Genomic DNA, 22148 nt, shown 5'->3' with positions numbered 1-22148 from the left:
AGCGGGAGCCGGGCCGTGTACGACCCGGTTCTTCGGGTAGGGCCGACCTACATGACAGCTGCCCTGTCCGCAGTTCACTGAGAGAGCTCTTGTGGAGACCGACCGGCCCACGGGCCGCGACCAGGACCCCGGCAACGAGCCGGACACGCTTGCCCGCCACGTCGTCGACACGGTGGAGAGCCTGGTGACGCTCTGGTTCGCGGCGGCCGAGGACGTCGTCCCCCAGCTGTCCGCGCGTCAGCTGTTCGCCCTGCAGACGGTCCGCCGCCGGCCCGAGCTCAATCTCACTGCTCTCGCCGAGCACTTGGAGATAGGACTGCCCACAGCCAGCCGATTGTGCGGCCGGCTCGTGTCCGCCGGGCTGCTGCAGCGGACCGTCCAGCCCCACAACCGCCGCGAGGTGCGGTTGGTGGTCACCGCCGACGGACGGCGGTTCCTCGCGGACGTCACCGAGCGGCGATCCCTGTGTCTGGCGTCCGTGTTCGGGGCGATGACGCCCGGCGAACGAGCTTCTCTGCGACGAGGACTGGGCGCCTTCGAGCAGGCCCATGCGCGCACACGGCCGCGACCGCGGGGCGACAGGCAGGGCGGGGAGGAGCGGTGACCGGCGGCTGAGGGCCGTCAGAGGGGTAGTCCGGTGGGGGAGGGCCGTACCGTCTCCGACGCCTGGCTCGGGATGTGGCAGAGGAGCAGACACACGTCGTCGTCCCGCTCGGAGTCGCTCAGCAACGGATGCAGGAGACGGTCGGCCGAGCCGTCCAGGTCCGCGTCGAGGTCCTCGGAACGGAAGGCCCCGAGCGACGTGGCGAGACGCTCGATACCCGGGTCTATGCCCTGGGCGCGGCGCTCGACCAGCCCGTCCGTGTAGAGGGCCAGTGTCGAACCGGGGGTGAGGCGCACGGTGTGGTCGCCGATCTCCTGCCGCAGCGGGATGCCGAGCATGGCGCCGGGCTTGGCGTCGAGCGTGTGCACCTGCCCGTCGGGGGTGCGCAGCACCGGCGGCGGGTGGCCCGCCGCGGCCCAGGTGAGCGTCGGATCGTCGGGGTGGAAGCGCGCGATGACGGCCGTCGCGTACAGATCGGGCTGCAGATGGTGGAGGAGGATGTGCAGCCGGGTGAGGAGCTGGCCGGGGGTGCCTCCGTCGACGGCGTACGCGCGCAGCGCGGTGCGCAACTGGCTCATCATGACGGCGGCGTGCAGCCCGTGCCCCGTCACGTCGCCGATGACGGTGATCAGGCTGCCGTCGGGCTGGCGGAAGGCGTCGTACCAGTCCCCGCCGATGTTCAGACCGTGGGTGGCAGGCAGATAGCGGGCCGCCAGGCGCAGTTCCGGAGTGGTGGGCAGGTCCGTGAGCAGGGCCCGCTGCAGTGTCTCGGCGATGTCGCGGTTGTGCTCGAAGCGCCGGGCGTTGTCGATGGCGATGCTGGCGCGGCGTGTGAGCTCGATCAGCATGACCGCGTCGTCGGCGTCCCAGCGTTCGCCGGGTGGCGTGAGGATCAGCACCCCCAGCGGTGCCCGCCGCGTCGGCAGCGGGACGCACAGCAGGGGCCGCGTGGGATGCAGCGCCGAGGGTGGCTGGTCGTCGACACCGGGCAGGCCGCCCGGATGGTCGGCGGCGTACTGAGGGCGCCCGCTGCGGGCCGCGACCACGGCGGCGGCCGGACGCGGACTCTGTCGCAGCTCGTCGTCCTCGCCGTCGAACAGCCACACATCGACACTGCGGGCGTACTCCGGCACCAGAAGGCTGGGCAGCCGCCGCACGATCTCGTCGTGGTTGAGCGAAGCGGTGAGTACGGCGCTGGCGTCGGCCAGGAACGTCAGCCTGCGGCGGGCGCTCTCCGCCTCAGTACGGGCCTTCCGCTCGGCGGCGAAGAGCTCACGCTGGGCCCGGCCCGCCGCGTCCAGTTCGGCGTGCAGCGCCAGCACGCCCTGGTTGGTCTGGTGGAGCTCCTCCCGGTGGAAGTCCACCAGCCCTTCCTGCTCGCCGAGCTTCTCCAGGACCAGGGCCGTGTCCTCGTCGGCGCCCAACAGCGCCTCGGCCAGGACCGCGGGATCGTCCGCCGCGGGGCCAACGTCGGAGAGGTCCGCGCCCTCCGGGCATGTGACCGTCATGTGCCACGGCGGCTGCCCGTCGGCGCCGGCGTCGTCGCACGAGGTCACGACGGCCCGCAGGAGACGGTCCCCGGGCGGCACCGAGGGCGTCTCCTCCAGGCGGAGCCGCCACGTGCCGCCCTTCGTGAGGCACTGCCGCAGATGCGCGCTGAGCGCGGTGGTCAGCCGGGTCCGCTCCAGACCGGGCACCCCGTACGCGGCCGTCAGGCGTGCCGTGTCGATACGGGCCCGTGCGGCGTCGGTGACCGTGGTGATGTGCCAGGTACGCATCATGGTGTGCCGTCCGGCGGAACGGGGCTCAGTACGGCGACGGCGGTGTCGTCCCGTACCGGCCGGGCGGAGCTGCTCGCGTCGCGCACCGTCACGGAGGCGATCACAGCCGGGTCGAAGGACGCGAGGCGGGCGTCCGCGGGCGGGGTCCAGCGGCTGGGCAGCCCGTCGCTGTGCAGGACGAGCAGACAGTCCGCTCCCCACCTCGCCCGGTGTTCGGGGATGGTCGTGGGCCGGTGGGCTCCGACTATGCCGGGACGGGACAGCAGGGGCCGCCAGCCCTCACCCGTGCGCAGCCGGGCACCGATGTTCCCGATCCCGGAGAAGGTCAGCTGCCCGGTCTCGCTGTCGAGTTGGGCGACGGCGACCGCGGCACCCCTGGTGGGGCGGAGCTCCGCGTCCAGGTACCGGAGCACTTCGGCCGGCGGCAGATGGCCCGAGCGGCGCAGTGCCTCGACCGCCGCCGACGAGGCGTGAGCGGCGTCGGGGCCGTGGCCCAGTCCGTCGGCCAGCATCAGGGTCGTACGGTGGCCCGCCCGGACCCACGCCCAGGCGTCACCGGAGAACTCCGCGCCGGCGAAGGGGACGTTGACCCCTCCCGCCCGAGCCGTGGCGGCATCTGGTGCGGGCGGGATTGCGTGATCGCGAACGCGGGCGGCACCGATCCGCGCCAGCGCCACCGTGCCCCGCCCCGGCGCGCTGTGGAGGTCGAAGTCGTCGGCGATGCGCCGGCAGGCGCCGAGGCCGGCGCCGAGGGTGGACGCCGTGGAGAAACCGTCACGCAGGGCGGCCGGGACGTCGGCCATGCCGGGGCCGTGGTCGATCGCGGCGATCTGCACCACGGAGGTCGCCTCGTGCCCGGCCGGCAGCACGGGAGGAGGCACGGTCTCTATGAGCAGCTGGCCTCCCTTGGCGTGCTTGAGCAGGTTGGTGGCGAGTTCGGTGGCCACGAGCGCGGCCGCGGCGGTGCGGTTCCTGTCGAGCCCGGCCAGGGCGGCGGCGCCCTCCGCCGCGACCCGCGCGTCGCGCACGCGTGTCGAGTCGTGGACCGGGACGTCCCAGACACGGGGCATCAGGCCTCCTCCCGCTGCCGTGGCGGACGGACGGTCCACGAGGTCACGGTGACCGTGGTGCCGTTCCCGGGGCTGCTGTCGACCGCGAACTCGTGGACCAGCCGCCGGGCGCCGCCCAGACCCATGCCGAGGCCGTCCCCCGAGGTGTAGCCGTCGCTCAGCGCCCGCTCCAGGTCCGCGATGCCCGGGCCCTCGTCGATGAACGCCAGCCGCAGCCCCGGTGCGTGACCGTTCTTCAGGACCGTGGCCTCCACCTCGCCGCCTCCGCCGTGCACCAGTGTGTTGCGGGCCAGCTCGCTCGCCGCGGTGACCAGCTTGGTCTGCTCCACCAGGCCGAAGCCCAGCTGAGCGGCCGTCTGCCGCACATGCTGCCGTACCCACACCAGATCCATGTCCGAGTGGATCGGCAGGCGGGCGTCGACACAGCCGGCTGTCTGCATCACGGACTCTCCCGCCGTGTGCCGCGGGGACGGTGCGACGAGGCCTCCCCGGCCAGGAGGCCCAGGGCGTCCTCCGTGGTGAGCGCGGTGCGCAGACCCGGCAGCGTCAGACCCAGTTCCACCAACGTGATCGCGACCGCGGGCCGCATGCCTGCCACCACGGTCTGCGCGGCGAGGAGCCCCGCCTTGGCCGCGATCTCGGCCAGCACCCGCCCCAGGAACGAGTCGACCATCTCGACCCCCGAGAGGTCGATGACCACACCGGTGGTCGAACTGCTCGCGATGGTCTCGCTGATGTCCTGCTGGAGCTGTTCCGCCGTACTGTCGTGCAGATCGCCCTGGAGGGTCACGAGGAGGACGTCGCCGAGCCTGAGCACCGGGACGGATCCCCACGGAGGTCCGGCGTGCGCGTGGGTCACCGCGTGACCGCCCCAAGGGGCGCCGCGTTCACGATGCCGGAACCCTGCTGGTCGAGCGCGTACGCCAGGGCGTCGGCGAGGCTGGCGCGGGTGAGCACCGTGCCCAGGTCCAGGCCGAGATGGACGATGGTCTGCGCGATGGCCGGCCGGATGCCGGAGACGATGCACTCCGCTCCCATCAGCCGCGCCGCCGCGACCGTCTTCATCAGGTGCTGCGCGACGAGGGAGTCGACGGTCTGCACACCGGTGATGTCCAGGATCGCGAAGCGCGCGTGCTGGTCGACGACGGACTCCAGAAGCGTCTCCATCACCACCTGGCTGCGCGCGCTGTCGAGCGTGCCGATCAGCGGTACGGCGACGATGCCGTCCCAGAGCTTGATCACGGGCGTGGCCGTCTCCAGCAGCTCCATCCGCTGCCGGTCGATGAGGGCCCGGCCCTCGTTCAGCGCCGACTCCATGACCACCAGCCTCAGCGTGCCCATCAGTACGGTCACCGCGGTCGCGCACTCCCGTACGTGCTCGGCGGACGCCTGGGACAGGTCGGCCACGAGGAGGTCCACGACGGGCGGTCGCAGGGCGTCCACCTCGTTCGACACCTGTGCCGAGCCGGCACCGGCGCGCGACCGGGCCGCCGCCGTACGCGTCAACTGCTCGCGCACCACGGTGAATCCGTCCGCCTCGGCGTCCTCGACGCGGCCGGCCGAGGCCACCGCGGCCAGTGCCTCGACCACGGCCTTGCCCGCCTCCACCGCCTCGTCCCTGGACACGGTGAAGACCGTACGGAACAAGGGGGTGTCGGCCCACCGCTGGGCGATCTGCTCGCGGCGGCGCCGCAGGAAGTCCCCGACCTCCCGCGCGGGCGATCCGTGCTGTCCTGCCGTTTCGTGCTCCGGCACCTGTTCCACTCCTCACATGCGTCGAATCGCTCCGAACTTGCCGAAGGCAACGAGAAAGCGATGTAAAGCTTGCCGGATGACAACTGTAGCCGCGGCGCCGTCCGGCACGACACCTCCTACCCTGTGGGCGCCCGCCTAGGGCGCCGACTGCTTTCCGTGCCAGTCGAGACAGACCACCAACGCGTCGTCGTCCGGCTCGGATTCGCCGCGATGCCCCGTCAGTTCCCGCAGGACCGCGCCGGGCACCTCGGAGGCCGGCACCAGGCTCGTGGACGTGACGGCCCGGGCCAGCGCCCGGTCGCCGTAGCGCTCGCCGCCCGGTGCCGCGACCGCGTGGACCCCGTCGCTGACGAGGACGAGCCGGTCGCCGGGCTCGACGGTGAACTCCTGCGCCACATAGTCGGTTTCCTCGAATATGCCCAGCGGGAGCTGCGCCTCCATGCCCACGGTCGTGACGGTCCTGTCGCGCAGACGCAGCATCCGGGGTGAGCCGGCGTCGACGACCCGCAGGCGTCCGGTGGACAGTTCGAGGTCCAGCAGCAGCACGGACAGATGCGCCGCGCCGCGGTAGTGGGCGTACACCGCCTGGTCGGCGAGAGACGCCTGGTCCGCGATGGGGATGCCCGCCCGCCGGGCGTTGCGCAGCGCGTTGATGCCGAGGCTGGTCAGCAGCGAGGCGTCGATGCCCTCGCCCATGCCGTTGGTGATGTAGAGCGTCAGCCGGTCGGCGGTGACGCACCAGTCGAAGTTGTCGCCGAACACGGCGTAGGCGGGCTCCAGTTGGGCGCCGAGTGTGAACTCGGGCCGGGCGCAGGACCGTGCGGGCAGCAGCTGCCACTGCATCTCCGCCGCCAGGGTGAGCCGGTCCCTGCGCCGCGCCAGCAGATAGAGGTCGGTGTCGCGGTCGGCGACGACCACCTCGTGGCCCAGGACCTCGGCCACCTCTGCCAGTTCGGTCCGGCACTCCCCGGCCGCCTCGGCCGAGGGCAGGGTGACGGACAGCACTCCGAGCCGGTCTCCGCGCACGGTGACTGGCAGATGAAGCCGCACGCTCCCGCCGCCGTGGTGCTCCGTGTACGGCTCCTGCGACCCGAAGGCCCTGCCTGCCGGGCTGTCGTGCACCGGCAGCGGGTCCAGGGCGTGCTGCACCGCGGACACGGGCTGCAGCAGGGTCAGTCCGTAGTCGGCGAGGAATAGTTCGGCATCCTGCGCCCCGTACTGGTTGCACAGCACCTCGCGGACCGCGTCCAGCAACTGGTGGGGTGCCGCGGAGCGCAGTGCGCGCTCGGCTGCCACGAATCTGTTCACGATGGTGGATATGCCATTCTTTCCGCGTCGGCGTCGGGTCCGTTTCGTCGGGTACACGACGCCGACGGTCTGTTGTGTGAGTCGGTGACCGGGGGCCGGTCGCCCGAGGCGGCGGGCTGACAGCGTTCGGGAAGCCTGGGAGAGTGTCACCGTGACTTCCTCCTACGCGCGCCCGCGGCCCCAGGAAGTGGCGCGTGTGACCTCAGAGGCGGCGGAGCTGCTGGAAGTCCTGTGGGGGCGTGCCTCGACGGCTCCGGTCTCGGCGTCCCAGCTGCGTGTGCTGTTCATCCTGGAACACCACGAGGGCATCAACCTGCGCACGCTCGCCGACGCCCTGGGTTCCACGCCTCCCTCGACCAGCCGGCTCTGCGACCGCCTCCAGGCCGTGGGGTTCGTCGAACGCAGACCCGGTGCCACGAGCCGTCGCGAACTGCGGCTGTACCTCAGCCGCCGGGGGCGTGCCTTCCTGGTCGACCTGCGCTCCCGCCGTGAGCGGGCTCTGCAGTCCGTGCTGGAGCACATGCCGGCCGCGCAACGGACCGCACTCCTGGAGGGCCTGGTCGCGTTCTGTGCCGCAGCGGCGCAGGAGATCCACGAGGACGACGTCACGGACGCCAGGACGGCCTGACCGCCTGGCGGCACCGGGACCCGTGCGCCCGTACACGGAACCCGTGCGTCTGTACGCGGAACTCGCTCCGCGTGATTGTTCGTTGTCATCCACCGCCCCATCCCGGACCCCCTCCCACGCTGCCGTACTGCTCGCGCTCCCGTTCAGAGCCCGGGCTCGTCCCGCGGCTCGTCCACGAGAGCGAGTGCTTCGTCGACGGTGTCCGACACCGGCACGGTGATGCTGACCCCGGTGAGGTCCAGGATCCGCCGCACGGCCGGCGGCGGCCCGATGATGTGCACGCTCCCCGCGGACTCCCGGGTCTGCTGGTAGGCCCTGATGATGATGTTCATGCCGGACGAGTCCATGAAGGGCACGGCCGAGAGGTCGAGCAGGAAGTGCCGACGGCCGTGCTGGAACTGGTTCGCCAGATGATGCTGCAGCCCTGTCGCGGTGTCGATGTCCAGATGGCCCTCGACCGTGAGCAGGGCGATGCCCTCGCGAGGCAGTGCTACCTCGACGGACAGCGGGTTCTGGGCAATGGACACAGGTACCTCCCGAAGAATTGACGGCTTGGGCCGGTTACCCCCCTGTGCGGATTCGATGCCCGCGGCGGCCGGCCGCACGACGTGATCAGACTCTCGTCGGCGCCGCGGCTACGACACGCGGATGCCGATGATGCAGGTGTCGTCGTCGGTGTCCGACCTGCTGTACGTGAGCAGCCGGTCCAGTTGCTGGTCGAGCGTGGACGGGGCGGCACGGACCATCGTCAGCAGCTGGGTCATGGACTCCTCCATCGAGCGGTCCCGGCGCTCGATCAGACCGTCCGTGTACATCAACAGCGTGTCGTCGACGGCCAGTTGGATCTCGTCCTCCTCGTACGTCACCTGGGGCGCCGCGCCCAGCAGCAACCCCTTGACCAGGGGCAGGGACACCGCCCCCGTGTCGCGCACCAGCACGGGCGGCAGATGACCGGCCCTGGCCCACCGCAACGTACGGTGCTCCGGGTCGTAGAGGCCGCACACCGCGGTGGCGGTCACGGTGCCCGTCAGATGGTGCGCCACGCTGTTGAGCCATGTCAGCAACTGGCCCGGGCCCGCGCCCGTCACGGCCAGCCCCCGCAGCGCGTTCCGCAGGACGACCATGCTGGTCGCCGCCTCCATGCCGTGACCGGCCACGTCACCCACGCACAGGAGCACGAGACCCGACGGCAGGACGACCGCGTCGTACCAGTCGCCGCCCACCAGATGTTCCGTCTCGGCCGGCCGGTAGCGGACCGCCACGTCGATTCCCGGAGCCTGCAACGGATCCTGGGTCGGGGGCATGATGGCGTGCTGAAGCTGCAGCGTGAGGCGGCTGCGTTCGGTCGCCTGCTGCTCGGTGTGGGCGAGTTGGACACGGGTGGCGGCGAGCGCGACCTCCGTCCAGTGCTGGGCCGAGATGTCCTGGTAGGCCCCGCGCACGACGAACAGCCGGCCGTCGGCGTCGAGCACCGGCTCGGCCACCACACGGATGTGACGCGTCACCTCGTCGGGACGCCGGAGCCGGAACGACGCGGACGCCGGTCGCCGGTGATGGAGCACGGTGCGCAGGAAGCGGCCGATGGCGACGGCGTCGTCCGGGTGCGCGTGGACGGGCAGTTCCTCCAGCGGCACGGGCGCGCTCGTCGGAGCCCTGCCGTACAGGGTGAAGAGCTGGCCGTTCCAGGTGATCTCGCCCGTGAGCAGATTCTCCTCGAAGCCGCCGATGCGGCCCAGGCGTTGTGCGTGCTGGAGGATGCTCGCGAGCCGTGCCGTCTCGTCCTCGATGCGCCAGATGAGCAGCACGCTGTTGGCGTGCCGGCTGATGCTGATGTCCGCCACGGCCGACAACGGCACCTGGTCGACGAGAGCCGTGAGGTTCATGCGCTGCGCACGGAACGGCTCGCCCGTGGCGTAGACACGCTCGATCCGCTGGAAGAGTTCGCTCTCCCCGGCGGCCAACGGGTAGGCCTCCAGCAGCATCGCGCCGTTGACGAGCCCGCGCGGCCGGCCCGCGGGATCGAGGAAACGGCTGTTGACGTGATGGATGTGGAAGTCGACGAGCTGCCCGCCGTCGAGGTAGGGCACGAGGACCAGGGCGGGGTCGTGCAGCCCGTCGGCCAGGTCGACCAGTTCGGTGGCGTCGGGGACGACACGCGGCTCGCGGAGGGCTTCGTCGCCGTGCACGAAGGCGTACGTCTCCAGCGTGCGGGCGCACAGTTCCGCCAGGGCCTCGACCTGCCGCACCACCTGGGGCGGTTGCGGTTCCAGTCGGGAGGGCCAGACGATCTCCAGCGCCCCGTGGATGCGGCCTCCGGTGCCGGCGGGAACGGCAGCCCTTCCACCGTCGGGGTACTGGTGCTGGCCGATGGAGGGAAGCCCGGTCTCGGCGAGCGATCCGATCCATTGCCCTGCGCGCTCGGAGAGGCTGGTGCGCGCCACCGTCACCACTGCCGGGGGCACGTGGTGCCAGCGCCCGGCTTCCGCCGGGGAGAACCCGGCACTTCCGGCCAGCGTCAGGGAACCGTCGGAGCGCACGGTCCAGATGGCCACGGCCACCGCGCCGAGCGGGGTCAGCGCGTGCTGCAGCAGGGAGTCGGCAACGGCCTGGGTGTCGGGGGCCGCCAGCGCACCGCTTTCCGCCTCCCGCATCCGTACGGCGGGGGAGTGCGCGTTCGACGACACATCGTCCGTGTCAGCGGTGGTGGACTTCGCGGCGGCCAGGAAGGCGTCGGCCACCTCCGAAAGGCGGTCGCGGGCGGCCTGGTTGATGACCTCGACGGCGAGTTCGAGTGTGCTCACCCCGGCCTGCTCGGTGAGTTCGGCGAGCTGGCGGGCGGCCTGCGCGGGCCCGCACCCCAGCCGCTCCACCAGGATCCCCTTGGCCAGTTCGATCAGGGCACGTCCGTCGGCCTCGGCCTGGGCCGCACGCACCTCGCGGCGCAGGCGTTCCACCGTGGCGGCGAGTCTGCCCACCGGATAGGTCGCGAGAAGGGCGGCCGAATCCTCGGGCGCCTCGTCGGCCGTCTCCTCCGCGGGCTCGTCCGGCGACTCTTCCACGGACTCGTCTGCCGACTCGTCCGGCGGCCGTTCCTCGGCCGGATCAGGACACTGCTCGGTGCGGGTCACGCGGGCAGCCACTGGCGGACGCAGGCGATGAGGTCGTTGGTGTCGACCGGTTTGGTGACGTAGTCGCTGGCCCCCGAGGCGAGGCTCTTCTCCCGGTCGCCGGGCATCGCCTTCGCGGTGACGGCGATGATGGGAAGACCCGCGTACTGAGGCATCTTCCGGATCTCCGCCGTGGCCGTGTAGCCGTCCATCTCCGGCATCATCACGTCCATCAGGACGAGCGAGATGTCCGGGTGCTGGACCAGCTTCTCGATGCCCTTGCGGCCGTTGTCCGCGTGCAGGACGTGGAACCCCTGGAGCTCCAGGATCCCGCTGAGCGCGAAGAGGTTGCGTGCGTCGTCGTCGACCACCAGGACCGTGCGGCCGAGGAAGGCGTCCTCGACGGGGTGCGGTGTCTCGGGCTGCGGTTCCTCGGCGCGGGCCAGGGAGGGTACATCTCCCAGCTCCTCCGCGGAGAGGTGCAGGGCGATGCGCTCGCGCAGTTCGTCGAGGCTCGACAGGAACTCCAGGGCACGCGTGCCCGAACGCGCCTGCAGCGCCTGTTCCTGTGCCAGATCGGCGCGGTGACCGCTGTGGACGAGGACCGGAACGTTCGCGAGCGCGGAGTCGCCGTGCATGGCGTCCAGGAACCGGGTCGCCTCGCCGTCCGGCATGCCGAGTTCCAGAACGACGCAGTGGCACGGTCCCGCGGCCAGCGCGCTCGCCGCCTCCTGTGCCCCGACGGCGGTGATGACGTCGACCGTGCCGCGCGGATCACCGGTGTCCGGGCCATGGGCGACGTCCGCGACCGTGCTCTCGGCGACCAGGGTCAGCAGGCCGCGCTGCCGTTCCTCGACGACCAGCAGACGACGCCTGCGGCTCCGGGGCGGGGCGGCAGGCCCCGAGGGCGGCGCATCCGCCGCCGACTCCTCGGAAGGAGCCGCGGTCAGGGCCTTGTCGGACGACCGGTCGCCGCTCAGGAGGTCCTCGAAGTCGGCGCGCGCCACGGGCAGGAACAGCGTGAACGTACTGCCCTGTCCGGGCGTGCTGGCGACGGTGACGGCACCGCCGAGCAGATGCGCGATCTCCCGTGTGATGGACAGACCGAGGCCGGTGCCACCGTACTTGCGGCTCGTCGTCCCGTCCGCCTGCTGGAAGGCTCCGAAGATCGTCTCCAGATGCTGCTCCGGGATTCCGACCCCCGTGTCCCGCACGCGGAACGCCACGATGGTGCCGCCCCGGAGCACGCCGTCGGGCACCTCGTCGTCGGCCGCCGGTTCGATACGCAGCTCGACACCGCCCTGCTCGGTGAACTTGACCGCGTTCGACAGCAGGTTGCGCAGCACCTGGCGCAACCGGGAGTCGTCGGTGAGGAGGTCGGCGGGTGCGCCGGGCGCGGTGCGCACGGTGAAGTTCAGGCTCTTCTGCGTCGTCATCGGCCGGAAGGTCGCCTCGACGTACTCGAGAAGCTGCCGCAGCGGGACGCGCTCGGGGGCGAGTTCCATCTTTCCGGCCTCGACCTTCGACAGGTCGAGGATGTCGTTGATCAACTGCAGCAGGTCCGATCCCGCGGAGTGGATGATGCCCGCGTACTCGACCTGCTTCGGAGTGAGGTTGCGTGAGGGGTTCTGCGCCAGGAGCTGAGCGAGGATGAGCAGACTGTTCAGCGGGGTCCGCAGCTCGTGGCTCATGTTCGCCAGGAACTCCGACTTGTACTTGGAGGCCAGCGACAACTGCTGGGCGCGGGTCTCCAGTTCCTGCCGGGCCTGTTCGATCTGCAGGTTCTTCGCCTCGATGTCACGGTTCTGCGCGACCAGCAGCGAGGCCTTCTCCTCCAGTTCCTCGTTCGAGCGCTGCAGTTCGTCCTGCTGGACCTGCAACTCCTCCGAACGGGCCTGCAGTTCGGTGGTCAGGCGCTGGGACTCGTCCAGCAGCTCGTCGGTCCGCGCGTTGGCCACGATGGTGTTGACGTTGACGCCGATGGTCTCCATCAGCTGGCCCAGGAAGTCCTGGTGGATCTGCGTGAAGCGGGTGACCGAGGCCAGCTCGATGACTCCGAGCACCTGGTCCTCGACCGTGATCGGCAGCACCACCAGGGCGGTCGGCACCGTCCGGCCGAGCCCCGAGGAGATGGTCACGTATCCCGGCGGCAGCTCGTCCACGGAGATGGTGCGGCGGCTGCGCGCGGCCTGACCGACCAGCGAACGGCCGAATGGGATCCGGACAGGACGCCCGTCGTCGTCGGGCCATCCGTAGGAGCCGACGAGCCGCAGCTCGTGGCCGCGGCCGGCCTCCTCCGCGAGGTAGAACGCGCCGTACTGGGCCGACGCCAGGGGCGCGAGCTCGTCCATGATCAGCTCGGCCACCACGGACAGGTCCCGGTGACCCTGCATCAGGCCGGAGATCCGCGCGAGGTTGGTCTTGAGCCAGTCCTGCTCCTGGTTGGCCCGGGTGGTCTCGCGCAGGGACTCGACCATGGAGTTGATGTTGTCCTTGAGCTCGGCCACCTCGCCGGACGCCTCGACGGTGATCGAGCGCGTCAGGTCGCCCTCGGCTACGGCGCTGGTGACCTCGGCGATCGCGCGTACCTGCCGGGTCAGGTTGCCCGCGAGCTCGTTGACGTTCTCCGTCAGACGCTTCCAGGTGCCGGAGACCCCCTCCACCTCGGCCTGTCCGCCGAGCCGTCCCTCGCTGCCGACCTCGCGGGCCACGCGGGTGACTTCGGCGGCGAACGCGGAGAGCTGGTCGACCATCGTGTTGATCGTCGTCTTGAGTTCCAGGATCTCGCCCCGGGCGTCCACGTCGATCTTCTTGGACAGATCGCCCTTGGCCACCGCCGTCGTCACTAGCGCGATGTTGCGCACCTGGCCGGTGAGGTTGTTCGCCATCGAGTTGACGTTCTCGGTGAGGTCCTTCCACGTGCCCGCCACGTTCGGCACCCGGGCCTGGCCGCCGAGGCGGCCCTCGGTGCCGACCTCGCGGGCCACCCGGGTGACCTCGTCGGCGAAGGCGGACAGCGTGTCGACCATCGTGTTGATGACGTCCGCAAGGGCCGCGACCTCGCCCTTGGCCTCGACCGTGATCTTCTGGGACAGGTCGCCTCGGGCCACGGCGGTGGCGACCTGGGCGATCGAGCGGACCTGGCCCGTCAGGTTGGACGCCATCACGTTGACGTTGTCGGTGAGGTCCTTCCAGGTGCCCGAGACACCGCGGACGGTGGCCTGCCCGCCCAGATTGCCGGCCGTGCCGACCTCGCGGGCCACGCGGGTCACCTCGTCGGCGAACGCCGACAGCTGGTCGACCATCGTGTTGATGGTCTCCTTGAGCGCGAGGATCTCGCCCCGGGCGTCGACGGTGATCTTCTGCGAGAGATCACCCCTGGCCACCGCGGTCGCCACCTGGGCCACGTTGCGGACCTGGGCGGTCAGGTTGCTCGCCATGAAGTTCACGGAGTCGGTCAGGTCGCGCCAGGTGCCCTTGACGCCCTTGACGTCCGCCTGGCCGCCGAGCCGCCCTTCGGTGCCGACTTCGCGGGCCACGCGGGTCACTTCGTCGGCGAACGCGGACAGCTGGTCGACCATCGTGTTGATGGTGTTCTTGAGCTCCAGGATCTCGCCGCGGGCCGGCACGTCGATCTTCTGGGAGAGGTCACCCTTGGCGACCGCCGTCGCCACCTGCGCGATGTCGCGGACCTGGGTGGTGAGATTGCCCGCCATCGCGTTGACCGAGTCGGTGAGATCGGCCCAGGTGCCGGAGACGCCGGGCACTTCCGCCTGTCCGCCGAGTGTCCCCTCGGTGCCCACCTCGCGCGCGACACGGGTCACTTCCGAGGTGAACACGGACAACTGGTCGACCATGCCGTTGAAGACGGTGGCGATGTCGCCCAGCAGGCCCCCGCCGTCGTCCGGCAGTCGTGTGCCGAAGTCTCCGTCCCGTACCGCGGTCAGTCCGGCCAGGAGCCGGCGCAGCTCCGGCTCGCCCGGTGTGCGGCCGACGGGGTCGGTCGTCTGCCTGGTCATGCGCACCCTCGTTCCGTTCAAGACGAGAGTCCCGTGAAAGGGGGGACTCGGAACTTCAGGCCCACTGCCGGACCCCTCCTCGTCGGCGCGGACCCGTGCATTCGGGGCCGCCCGTTGAGGAAGTACGCCGCAGGCTAACGCGAAGGTCATGCCGTGAACAAAGGTCGAGCCAGATTGGTGCCGGGGAGGATGGTCTTCCCTGGGAAGCGCCACATGAGCCGCGCACGACGGAGCCCGCCCTCCGTCTGTCGCGGGGTGAAAATGCTCGCGACAGACGGAGGGCGGGCTCGACGGCCGGCGGTGGGATCAGGCGGTCGGCGGGACGGCTGCTCAGGCCACCGAGGGATCGAGCAGACCGGCGCGCAGCCGCTTGATGATGCGGCTGATCAGTCGCGAAACGTGCATCTGGGAGATGCCGATGACCTCGCCGATCTCCGCCTGGGTCCGCTCCTCGACGAACCGCAGATGGATGATGAGGCGCTCGCGCTCGTCGAGTTCGGCGATGAGTGGGGTCAGGGAGTGGAGGTCGTCCACGAGCTCCAGCGCCCGGTCGTCCTCGCCGATGAAGTCGGCCAGGGCCGTCTCGCCCTGCGAGTCGCCGTCGGAGGTGAGGGCCGCGTCGAGCGATGAGGAGTTGTAGCAGTTCGCCGCCTTGCGGGCCTCGATGACCTCTGCCTCGGGCAGCGACATGAGCTGCGACAGCTCGGCGGTCGTGGGCGTACGCCCCAGACGCGTCCGCAGTTCCTCCGTGGCCTTCGCCAGCTCGACCCGGGCCTCCTGCAGACGGCGCGGCACATGGACGGCCCAGCTCGTGTCGCGGAAGAACCGCTTGATCTCGCCGACGATGTAGGGGACGGCGAAGGACGTGAACTCCACCTCGCGGGTCAGCTCGAACCGGTCGATGGCCTTGATGAGCCCTATGGTGCCGACCTGGACGATGTCCTCCATCGAGTCGCCCCGGCCGCGGAACCGGGAGGCCGCGTACCGGACGAGGGACAGGTTCATCTCGATCAGGGTGTTGCGCGCGTACTGGTATTCGTGCGTGCCTTCCTCCAGCACGGCCAGGCGGTCGAAGAACTGTCGGGACAGATCGCGGGCGTCCTTCGGCTTGATCAGCGACGGTTCGTCGATGAGAGGGAGTGCCGTCTCGTCGACCGCCTGCGTCCGCTGTGCCGTGGCCGTTGCTTCGCCTGCCGTCACGGCTGTCATGCCGTCCACCCCACTCGTCGCCGCTGATGTGTCAAAGCCCGCATGCCCTGCTTGAGGCCGCCCACTCCCTCCGGGAGGAAAGAGAAAGCAACGCCCGGGAGGATCTGGCCGGAAGTCGCCCCTTTGTTCCCTCTCTTGAGGGGGTTTCGGGCGGGCGCCGACCAAGGACGAGGCCTGGCCGGAGCCGTGGTGGGGCGAGGATCTCGCCGCCACGTCGGGTGGTCGATTTCGAGCAGTGGTGTTTTTCCTCGGGAAGCAAGGGCAAGCGGAATTTTGTGCTTCGGACCGGAGGCACGTCCGTGGGAGCGAGTAGGCGTGAGCTCCGGGGGCCTCCGGGCGGCTCGGGCGCCACCACTCCTCCTGCGGCATTCCCCCGCAAGCCAATGTTCAGGAGCGAATCCACATGCCTAGCGATTTGTCTACAAATCGACCTGACAAGCCCGTGAGCACGGAGACGGCCGTCCGGCCGGACTCACCCACCCGGCCGTCCGCCCACTCGGAGCACCCGTCCGCCCACGCGAAGCATTCGCACGACGACGCCCCTGACGCCGCGGCCGCGTTCGCCCGGCTCGCCGAACTGGAGGACGGGCCCGAGCGGGACGCCGTACGCGACGAACTGGTGACTGTATGGCTGCCCATGGCGCACCGGATCGCCGGCCGCTTCCGAGACCGGGGCGAGTCGGTCGAGGACCTGCGCCAGGTCGCGGCCATGGGACTGGTGAAGGCGGTCGACCGGTACGACCCCTCTCGCGGGGCGTTCGAGAGTTACGCCGTGCCCACCATCACCGGTGAGGTGAAACGGCACTTCCGGGACCGGATGTGGGCCTTGCGAGTGCCCCGCCGGGTCCAGGAACTGCGCAACAAGGTGCGGGTGGCCCGTCGGGATCTCACGCTGAATCCCGGATCCCCGGAGCCGACGGTGGCCCAGATCGCGGCGCACACCGGGCTGACCGACGACGAGGTCGGTGCCGGGATGGAGGCGATGGAGAGCTTCAGCACGCTCTCTCTGGACGCCGAACTCGCCTCCGCGGACGACAACTACAGCCTCGCGGACACCCTGGGCGACGTCGATTCCTCGTACGAGCTGGTCGTCGACCGGGAAGCGGCCAGGGAAGGGCTTCGCCGGCTGCCCGAACGCGAGCGGGCCATTCTGTACATGCGCTTCTTCGAGGACATGACGCAGACGCGCATCGCCGACGAGCTCGGCATCTCCCAGATGCACGTCTCACGCCTCATCAGCCGCAGCTGCGCGCGTATCAGGGACGAGGCGATGGGCGGGCAGGAGCCGCGAGCCGGTCACCCCGATGCCGACGGGCGGACCGACACCGACGGACGCACCAGGGCCGCGTGACGCGGAAAGCCGAAGAGGCCGAGGAGGTCGAGGAGTGAGTCCGATGCTGATGCCCCATCCCGCGACCCTGCGCAGGCTCGTGGACGAGTACGAGGCGCTGATCGCCGCCGAGCGCGAGGGCGGCGCCGTGGCGAAACCGGACCAGCGGGCGCAGGACCTTGCCTACACGCTCTGTGTGTCGACCGGCACGCGCGACGTGAGGCGTGCTCTGGAGAGGGCGCGCCGCCATCTCGCGGCCGCCCGGCAGCCCGTGGCGCCGACGGCTCCGCGGGCTCCGGGTACGGGTGGTACCGGCGCGCGTGACGGCGGAGAGACGGTCACCAGGTGAGCCCCGCGGGCCGGTCGCGCAGACGCGCGACCGGCCCGCGGGGTGTGCGGCGACGACTCGGACACGTTTATGGAACGTCAGTGCGACGGCGTATTGTGGCCCCCGGGGTGGCACCGGTGGGCCTGATGGGCAGCACGGACACATCGTTGTCCGTGTCGAGGTCCTGCAGCGGTGGGCCGCCCCGGCCGAGTCGGCCGACGGCCGGCTTCATGCCCGGAGCCCACGAGACCCGGGCCGGGCGGTGGCGGATTGCCCCGGATCCCGGCCCCTACCCCCGAAGACTGTGGGGCGACATGACGACGACGGCCACGGAGGACGCCCCCTTCGTCCATCCCGCGCTCTTCTACCGCGGTGACCAGGAGTACGTGGCCGGGACGGTGCCCTTCCTCCTGGAGGGACTGGCGGCGTCGGAGCCCGTCGCGGTGGCCGCTCCCGTCCCGCGGCTGGAACTGATCGCGGTGGCGCTGGGAGCAGCGGCCGAGGTCGTGCACTTCGTCGACATGACCAGGGCCGGCCGGAATCCCGGCCGCATCATCCCGTCGGTCCTGCGGGCCTTCGCCGACGCCCGGCGCGGCGGCCGTGTGCGCATCATCGGGGAACCGATCTGGTCCGGCCGCACCGCCACGGAGTATCCCGCCTGCGTCCAGCACGAGGCCCTGATCAACGCGGCGTTCCGCGGGCGGGACGTGACCATCCTCTGCCCGTACGACGCACGGTCACTGCCAGACGACGTCCTCGCCGACGCCCACGCCACGCACCCTCTGCTCATCACCGCGGGCCGTCGGTCGGTCAGCGGCGCCTACGACCCGGTGAAGGTGCTCGACCGCTACAACGAACCGCTGCGCTGTCCGCCCGGGGCGGCGACGTTCCGGTTCGACGCCGAAGCCCTGCCCGCCACCCGGGACTTCGCGCTCCAGGAGGCGCGGGAGCGGGGGATGGGAGCCGTCCGCCTGCAGGATCTGGCGCTGGTCGTGGCGGAGTTGACCACGAACAGCGTGGTGCACGCCGGCGGCAGGGGAACGCTGCGCCTGTGGGCGGAGAGCGAGCAGATCGTCTGTGAGGTCCAGGACACCGGCCGGCTGACCGACCCCCTCGTGGGCCGCCGCCCGGCACCCCCCGACCAACTCGGTGGCCGAGGCCTTCTCCTCGTTCACCACCTGTCGGATCTGGTCCGCATGCACACCGATGAGCACGGCACGACGATCCGCAGCTACGTGGCGCGCGCGTAAAGCACGCGGGAAGGCCCTTTCGGCGAAATCGTTGCGAATGCCAGTCCGTCGACAGGGTATTTGCTGCCCGTGGAGTACGACGGCGGCGGATGTCCGGCCGCGGTGCTCCACCCGGGCTCACCCGGGGACGGAACGCACACGGGACGGAAGGAGCGGCGTGGTCACCGACAGAATCTGGTCGTACGCAGGGGACAGCGGGCACACGGAGGGACAGCGGCTCACCGGGTTCACGGTGGTGGCGTCCGACGGCACGATCGGGCGTGTGGACCGGCAGGCCGACGACTCAGGTCTGCGTCATCTGATCGTCGACACCGGAGTCTGGCTGTTCGGCAGCAGCGTGCTGATACCCGTGGGCGTCGTCACCGCCGTCGACGCAGAGGCCCAGGAGGTCAGGGTGGCGTGCACCGAGGAGGAGATCAAGGCCGCGCCGCGGTTCAAGACCGATCGCGAGACGCTGGACCCCGAGTACCTCGCCGGTGTCGGCGACTACTACCGGAGTCTGCCTCCACGACGGGCGACCACGCCCTGACCCGGCACGACGGTCGGGGGATTCGCACCCATGGTCGTGCGATCAGCGGGAAGAGGGATGTGGACGGCCCCGTTCTGGGACCCGGCATCGAGCAAGCAGATCTCAGGGACACGACGGATATGGACCGAATCGACACGACTGCCCTCGCGTCGCCCGGCCGCACGCCCGGTGGGACGTCGATGACGGCGGTTCCGATCACCACCGCGGCGATGGCGCGTGCCCACGTCCGCGCCGTGGTGCTGGAACAGTGGAACTCCCCGTCCCGCAGGGCGACGGAGACCGCTCTCATCGATCTCCTGCTGGTCGTCTCGGAGCTGGCCGCGAACGCCGTCCGGCACGGTGGCGGGCTGGTCGGGGTCGAGGCGACGCCCACGCCTGAGGGCGTGCGGCTGGCCGTGCACGACAACAGTGACGTCGTCCCCGCCGCCGCCTTCGGCTCGGGCGGCCTTCCCCTGGTGCATCTCGGCAACGGCTACGGCTGGCCGCTGATCATCCGGCTGGCGCGGGACATCACCATCGAAAGGCGTCCGGAAGGCGGCAAGACGATCCGCGTCCTGGTGCCGCTGCAGACCATGCCGTAGGGGCACCCGGGGGAAACCTCACCACGGCATGAACACGTGAATGTCCTTGCCCTTCTCGGTCGCCACCACACTCACCTGGTCGCACAGCGTATGGATCAGATGCCATCCCACGCCCCCGTCGTTCCGGCCGGGGCTGAAGGGACGGGGCGCCGGCGGTGTGGTGCTGGTGTCGTGCATCGTCACGTGCACACCGTCGAACGTGCGCCGCATGAACAGCGTGAACGGGCCCGGCGCGTACTGCACCGCGTTGGCGGCCAGCTCCGTGACGACCAACAGGATGTCGTCCCAGCGCTCGGGCTCCGCCGGTGGCGAGGTGCGCGTCAGCGCAAGAAGGAACGCCTCCGCGGCGAGTCGTGAGTCCGTCACATCGGACGGTTCGCCGGCGAATTCGGTGGTCTGGGTGTAAGTCTCCTCAGAAGGCAGTTTGTCGTCCCAACACGGCTCGATCGCCATCACGCCTTCCCCCATCCCACTTCCTGTGGGGCTCTGGCGCTTGCTTTGCTTCCACCGTTGCTGCTTCCCGACGGCAAAGGGACTTACTCGTCCGGTTCCGGTGACGATGGCAGGGACTCCGGAATACGGTGGTCTGCGAGGATTCCGCTGTGGCCGGCGAGTACCACGATCGGCCCGGGTCATGGGTGTCTGATCCGGCCGGGCCGGGGCACTCGGCGAGTGGGAGTGGGAACTGAACCCACTCCGGCAAACCGCAGAGAGGGGAATCCATGCTCGGCATGGCAGCGGCCGTCCTGTTCCTCATCGCGTTCCTGATCAATGCCGCGGAGATCTCGACCAACGACGTCTTCACCTCGACCAATGTGATGCTGATAGGTCTGATCGTGCTGGCCCTGCACCTCGCCGGGGTCGGCAGTGGCCTGGCGACCAGGGGCCGCCGAAGGTGACATACGGAGCACGGTCCCGTATCCCTCAGATCCAGGTGTCGAGCCACATTCTCGAATGCCAGTCGGAATACGGGATCGTCGCACCCGTGTAGATCGGGAAGAAGTAGACGAAGTTCCAGAGGATGAGCAGTACGAGGACACCCGCGCTCATCGCTCCCACGGCCTGGCGTCTCTCACTCGACCCCGGCGGCCCCAGCATCGCGCCCACCAACATCGCGACGGCCAGGCACAGATACGGCACGAAGACGACCGCGTAGAAGGAGAAGACCGTACGGTCCTGGTACAGGAACCAGGGCAGATGGCCGGCACCCACCGCGCACAGGACGGCGCCCGCGCGCCAGTCGCGGCGCAGCGCCCACCGGTAGAGCAGATAGAGCAGCGCGAAGCACGCCGACCACCACAGCAGCGGTGTGCCCAGCGCGAGGACCGCCTGGGAGCAGCCGGACGCGGTGCGGCAGCCGTCCTGTGCGAAGTCCGTCTCGTACGAGTACGCCACCGGCCGTCCGAGGACCAGCCAGCTCCACGGGTTGGACTCGTAGCGGTGCCAGGAGTCCAGCCCCACGTTGAACTCGTAGACCCCGTGCTCGTAGTGCCACAGGCTGCGCAGCGAGGCGGGGATCCACGACCACGGGCCGCCCCGGCCGTCCGCCCAGTGCCGTCCGTAGCCCTTGTCGGACAGGAACCAGCCGGTCCAGGTCATCAGATACGTGACCAGGGCGACCGGCGCGAGGGACAGCACGGACCAGCCGAGGTCCTTGCGCAGCACCGACAGATACGGGCGGCGCGCGCCTGCGACGCGGCGGGAGCCGACATCCCACAGCACGGTCATGACCATGAAGAACGCCAGGACGTAGAGGCCGTTCCACTTGCTCGCGGCCGCCAGGCCCAGAAGTGCGCCGGCCGCGATCCGCCAGGGCCGTATGCCCATCCCCGCATGCTCGCCGGTGTGTTGATGCGGACCCGCGAAGCCGCCCGCGTCCACCGGCAGGGCTTCCGCGAGACGGGCCCGCGCCCGGTCCCGGTCGACCAGCAGGCACCCGAACGCGGCCAGGACGAAGAACATGACGACGAGGTCGAGCAGAGCGATGCGGCTCATCACGAAGTGCAGGCCGTCCACCGCCAGCAGCAGTCCGGCCAGACAGCCCAGTGCCGTCGAACGGAACAGACGGCGGCCTATTCGGCACAGCATCAGCACCGACAACGTGCCGAGCACCGCCGTCATGAAACGCCAGCCGAAGGGGTTCAGGCCGAACATCCACTCACCGAGGGCGATCACCCACTTGCCCATCGGCGGGTGAGCCACGAAGGTCCCGGTGTCGGACAGCGGGATCACCTGGGGGTCCGCCAGGATCTGCGGGTCGGCGATCTTGCGGTCCGGCCACGTCCCTTCGTAGCCGAGCTTCAGCAGTGCCCAGGCGTCCTTGGCGTAGTACGTCTCGTCGAAGGCGACGGACCGTGGCCGGCCGAGGTGCCAGAAGCGGATCGCTCCGGCGAGGACGGCGACGAGGACCGGACCGATCCAGCCCATCGCCTTCGTGACGCGGTGGGTCAGTGCCGGGCTGAGGCCCAGTGCCTCGCCGACGCGCGTGCCGGGCTCCGGGAAGGGCGGGACCAGAAGGTCGCGGGTGTCGGTCCGTGGGCGCCCCGTGTAGCCGAACCGGCGCAGCCGCCTCGCCCAGGGAGGAGGATCCGTCTTCGGGTGGGCGTCGGCGCCCACCTGCGCCGCGATGTCACTGGTCACCGGGTCATC

Annotated in this window: 20 protein-coding genes; 8 read left to right on the top strand and 12 right to left on the bottom strand. The window is 70.5% G+C overall.

Annotated elements, in window-relative coordinates; genetic code table 11:
* Positions 1-91 precede the first annotated feature (91 nt).
* Positions 92-604: a MarR family winged helix-turn-helix transcriptional regulator gene (locus ACZ5VQ_RS33505; protein WP_469108228.1), complete on the top strand. Its 513-nt coding sequence runs from the start codon at positions 92-94 to the stop codon at positions 602-604.
* Between the two features lie 17 nt (positions 605-621).
* On the opposite strand, the gene ACZ5VQ_RS33500 is transcribed toward ACZ5VQ_RS33505, so the two are convergent.
* From ACZ5VQ_RS33500 to ACZ5VQ_RS33475, 6 genes are all read right to left on the bottom strand, one after another.
* A complete protein-coding gene (locus ACZ5VQ_RS33500) occupies positions 622-2385 on the bottom strand; it encodes a PP2C family protein-serine/threonine phosphatase (protein WP_469108227.1) in 1764 nt (587 codons plus the stop codon).
* Entirely contained in the window at positions 2382-3455 is a 1074-nt protein-coding gene (locus tag ACZ5VQ_RS33495; RefSeq protein WP_469108226.1) for an anti-sigma regulatory factor, read from the bottom strand. Before ACZ5VQ_RS33495 ends, ACZ5VQ_RS33500 begins: the two co-directional genes overlap by 4 nt.
* Positions 3455-3895, bottom strand: coding sequence for an anti-sigma regulatory factor (locus ACZ5VQ_RS33490; protein WP_469108267.1), 441 nt, complete (start codon positions 3893-3895; stop codon positions 3455-3457). Before ACZ5VQ_RS33490 ends, ACZ5VQ_RS33495 begins: the two co-directional genes overlap by 1 nt.
* The gene (locus tag ACZ5VQ_RS33485) at positions 3895-4314 is read right to left on the bottom strand and encodes an STAS domain-containing protein (protein ID WP_469108225.1); all 420 of its coding nucleotides are present in this window, start codon (positions 4312-4314) and stop codon (positions 3895-3897) included. The genes ACZ5VQ_RS33490 and ACZ5VQ_RS33485 overlap by 1 nt, the downstream gene beginning before the upstream one ends.
* Positions 4311-5210, bottom strand: a complete 900-nt coding sequence (locus ACZ5VQ_RS33480; protein ID WP_469108224.1) for an STAS domain-containing protein — start codon at positions 5208-5210, stop codon at positions 4311-4313. The genes ACZ5VQ_RS33485 and ACZ5VQ_RS33480 overlap by 4 nt, the downstream gene beginning before the upstream one ends.
* 135 nt (positions 5211-5345) lie before the next feature.
* Positions 5346-6518: a PP2C family protein-serine/threonine phosphatase gene (locus ACZ5VQ_RS33475; protein ID WP_469108223.1), complete on the bottom strand. Its 1173-nt coding sequence runs from the start codon at positions 6516-6518 to the stop codon at positions 5346-5348.
* Between the two features lie 196 nt (positions 6519-6714).
* Here ACZ5VQ_RS33475 and ACZ5VQ_RS33470 point away from each other — a divergent pair, with 196 nt between their 5' ends.
* The gene (locus tag ACZ5VQ_RS33470; RefSeq protein WP_383387702.1) at positions 6715-7146 is read left to right on the top strand and encodes a MarR family winged helix-turn-helix transcriptional regulator; all 432 of its coding nucleotides are present in this window, start codon (positions 6715-6717) and stop codon (positions 7144-7146) included.
* A gap of 143 nt (positions 7147-7289) precedes the next feature.
* Here the strand turns inward: ACZ5VQ_RS33470 and ACZ5VQ_RS33465 are convergent, their stop codons facing one another.
* The 4 genes from ACZ5VQ_RS33465 to ACZ5VQ_RS33450 form a co-directional block, all read right to left on the bottom strand.
* Positions 7290-7673 (bottom strand): STAS domain-containing protein, encoded by a 384-nt coding sequence (locus ACZ5VQ_RS33465; RefSeq protein WP_469108222.1) that lies wholly within the window; start codon positions 7671-7673, stop codon positions 7290-7292.
* Positions 7674-7781: 108 nt separating this feature from the next.
* A complete protein-coding gene (locus ACZ5VQ_RS33460) occupies positions 7782-10205 on the bottom strand; it encodes a SpoIIE family protein phosphatase (protein WP_469108266.1) in 2424 nt (807 codons plus the stop codon).
* A gap of 65 nt (positions 10206-10270) precedes the next feature.
* Positions 10271-14272: a HAMP domain-containing protein gene (locus ACZ5VQ_RS33455; RefSeq protein WP_469108221.1), complete on the bottom strand. Its 4002-nt coding sequence runs from the start codon at positions 14270-14272 to the stop codon at positions 10271-10273.
* A 330-nt stretch (positions 14273-14602) separates the two neighbouring features.
* On the bottom strand, positions 14603-15481 hold the full coding sequence (locus tag ACZ5VQ_RS33450; protein WP_469108220.1) for an RNA polymerase sigma factor SigF: 879 nt from the start codon (positions 15479-15481) through the stop codon (positions 14603-14605).
* A gap of 403 nt (positions 15482-15884) precedes the next feature.
* On the opposite strand from ACZ5VQ_RS33450, the gene ACZ5VQ_RS33445 reads away from it, so the two are divergent.
* The 5 genes from ACZ5VQ_RS33445 (at position 15885) to ACZ5VQ_RS33425 (ending at position 19499) form a co-directional block, all read left to right on the top strand.
* Positions 15885-16832: a SigB/SigF/SigG family RNA polymerase sigma factor gene (locus tag ACZ5VQ_RS33445; RefSeq protein ID WP_469108219.1), complete on the top strand. Its 948-nt coding sequence runs from the start codon at positions 15885-15887 to the stop codon at positions 16830-16832.
* 43 nt (positions 16833-16875) lie between these two features.
* On the top strand, positions 16876-17160 hold the full coding sequence (locus ACZ5VQ_RS33440) for a DUF5133 domain-containing protein (protein WP_469108218.1): 285 nt from the start codon (positions 16876-16878) through the stop codon (positions 17158-17160).
* Between the two features lie 293 nt (positions 17161-17453).
* On the top strand, positions 17454-18389 hold the full coding sequence (locus tag ACZ5VQ_RS33435) for an anti-sigma factor RsbA family regulatory protein (RefSeq protein WP_469108217.1): 936 nt from the start codon (positions 17454-17456) through the stop codon (positions 18387-18389).
* Positions 18390-18546: 157 nt separating this feature from the next.
* On the top strand, positions 18547-18918 hold the full coding sequence (locus ACZ5VQ_RS33430) for a PRC-barrel domain containing protein (protein ID WP_398891312.1): 372 nt from the start codon (positions 18547-18549) through the stop codon (positions 18916-18918).
* A 119-nt stretch (positions 18919-19037) separates the two neighbouring features.
* A complete protein-coding gene (locus ACZ5VQ_RS33425) occupies positions 19038-19499 on the top strand; it encodes an ATP-binding protein (RefSeq protein ID WP_469108216.1) in 462 nt (153 codons plus the stop codon).
* A gap of 18 nt (positions 19500-19517) precedes the next feature.
* On the opposite strand, the gene ACZ5VQ_RS33420 is transcribed toward ACZ5VQ_RS33425, so the two are convergent.
* Positions 19518-19952 (bottom strand): ATP-binding protein, encoded by a 435-nt coding sequence (locus tag ACZ5VQ_RS33420; protein ID WP_469108265.1) that lies wholly within the window; start codon positions 19950-19952, stop codon positions 19518-19520.
* A 269-nt stretch (positions 19953-20221) separates the two neighbouring features.
* On the opposite strand from ACZ5VQ_RS33420, the gene ACZ5VQ_RS33415 reads away from it, so the two are divergent.
* Positions 20222-20398, top strand: coding sequence for a hypothetical protein (locus tag ACZ5VQ_RS33415; RefSeq protein ID WP_107102281.1), 177 nt, complete (start codon positions 20222-20224; stop codon positions 20396-20398).
* A 25-nt stretch (positions 20399-20423) separates the two neighbouring features.
* Here ACZ5VQ_RS33415 and ACZ5VQ_RS33410 read toward each other — a convergent pair whose 3' ends face one another.
* Positions 20424-22139, bottom strand: coding sequence for a dolichyl-phosphate-mannose--protein mannosyltransferase (locus ACZ5VQ_RS33410; protein ID WP_469108215.1), 1716 nt, complete (start codon positions 22137-22139; stop codon positions 20424-20426).
* Positions 22140-22148 lie beyond the last annotated feature (9 nt).

The organism is Streptomyces sp. NPDC033178, assembly GCF_055577685.1.
This window is presented reverse-complemented; position numbering and strand designations above follow the sequence as displayed.

What these genes read in the sequence shown, in the direction of transcription:
- ACZ5VQ_RS33500 (WP_469108227.1), bottom strand. Translation starts at nt 2,385, where the DNA reads ATGATGCGTACCTGGCACATCACCACGGTCACCGACGCCGCACGGGCC.
- ACZ5VQ_RS33495 (WP_469108226.1), bottom strand. Translation starts at nt 3,455, where the DNA reads ATGCCCCGTGTCTGGGACGTCCCGGTCCACGACTCGACACGCGTGCGC.
- ACZ5VQ_RS33490 (WP_469108267.1), bottom strand. Translation starts at nt 3,895, where the DNA reads ATGCAGACAGCCGGCTGTGTCGACGCCCGCCTGCCGATCCACTCGGAC.
- ACZ5VQ_RS33455 (WP_469108221.1), bottom strand. Translation starts at nt 14,272, where the DNA reads ATGACCAGGCAGACGACCGACCCCGTCGGCCGCACACCGGGCGAGCCG.
- ACZ5VQ_RS33450 (WP_469108220.1), bottom strand. Translation starts at nt 15,481, where the DNA reads ATGACAGCCGTGACGGCAGGCGAAGCAACGGCCACGGCACAGCGGACG.
- ACZ5VQ_RS33445 (WP_469108219.1), top strand. Translation starts at nt 15,885, where the DNA reads ATGCCTAGCGATTTGTCTACAAATCGACCTGACAAGCCCGTGAGCACG.
- ACZ5VQ_RS33440 (WP_469108218.1), top strand. Translation starts at nt 16,876, where the DNA reads ATGCTGATGCCCCATCCCGCGACCCTGCGCAGGCTCGTGGACGAGTAC.
- ACZ5VQ_RS33435 (WP_469108217.1), top strand. Translation starts at nt 17,454, where the DNA reads ATGACGACGACGGCCACGGAGGACGCCCCCTTCGTCCATCCCGCGCTC.
- ACZ5VQ_RS33425 (WP_469108216.1), top strand. Translation starts at nt 19,038, where the DNA reads ATGGACCGAATCGACACGACTGCCCTCGCGTCGCCCGGCCGCACGCCC.
- ACZ5VQ_RS33420 (WP_469108265.1), bottom strand. Translation starts at nt 19,952, where the DNA reads ATGGCGATCGAGCCGTGTTGGGACGACAAACTGCCTTCTGAGGAGACT.
- ACZ5VQ_RS33415 (WP_107102281.1), top strand. Translation starts at nt 20,222, where the DNA reads ATGCTCGGCATGGCAGCGGCCGTCCTGTTCCTCATCGCGTTCCTGATC.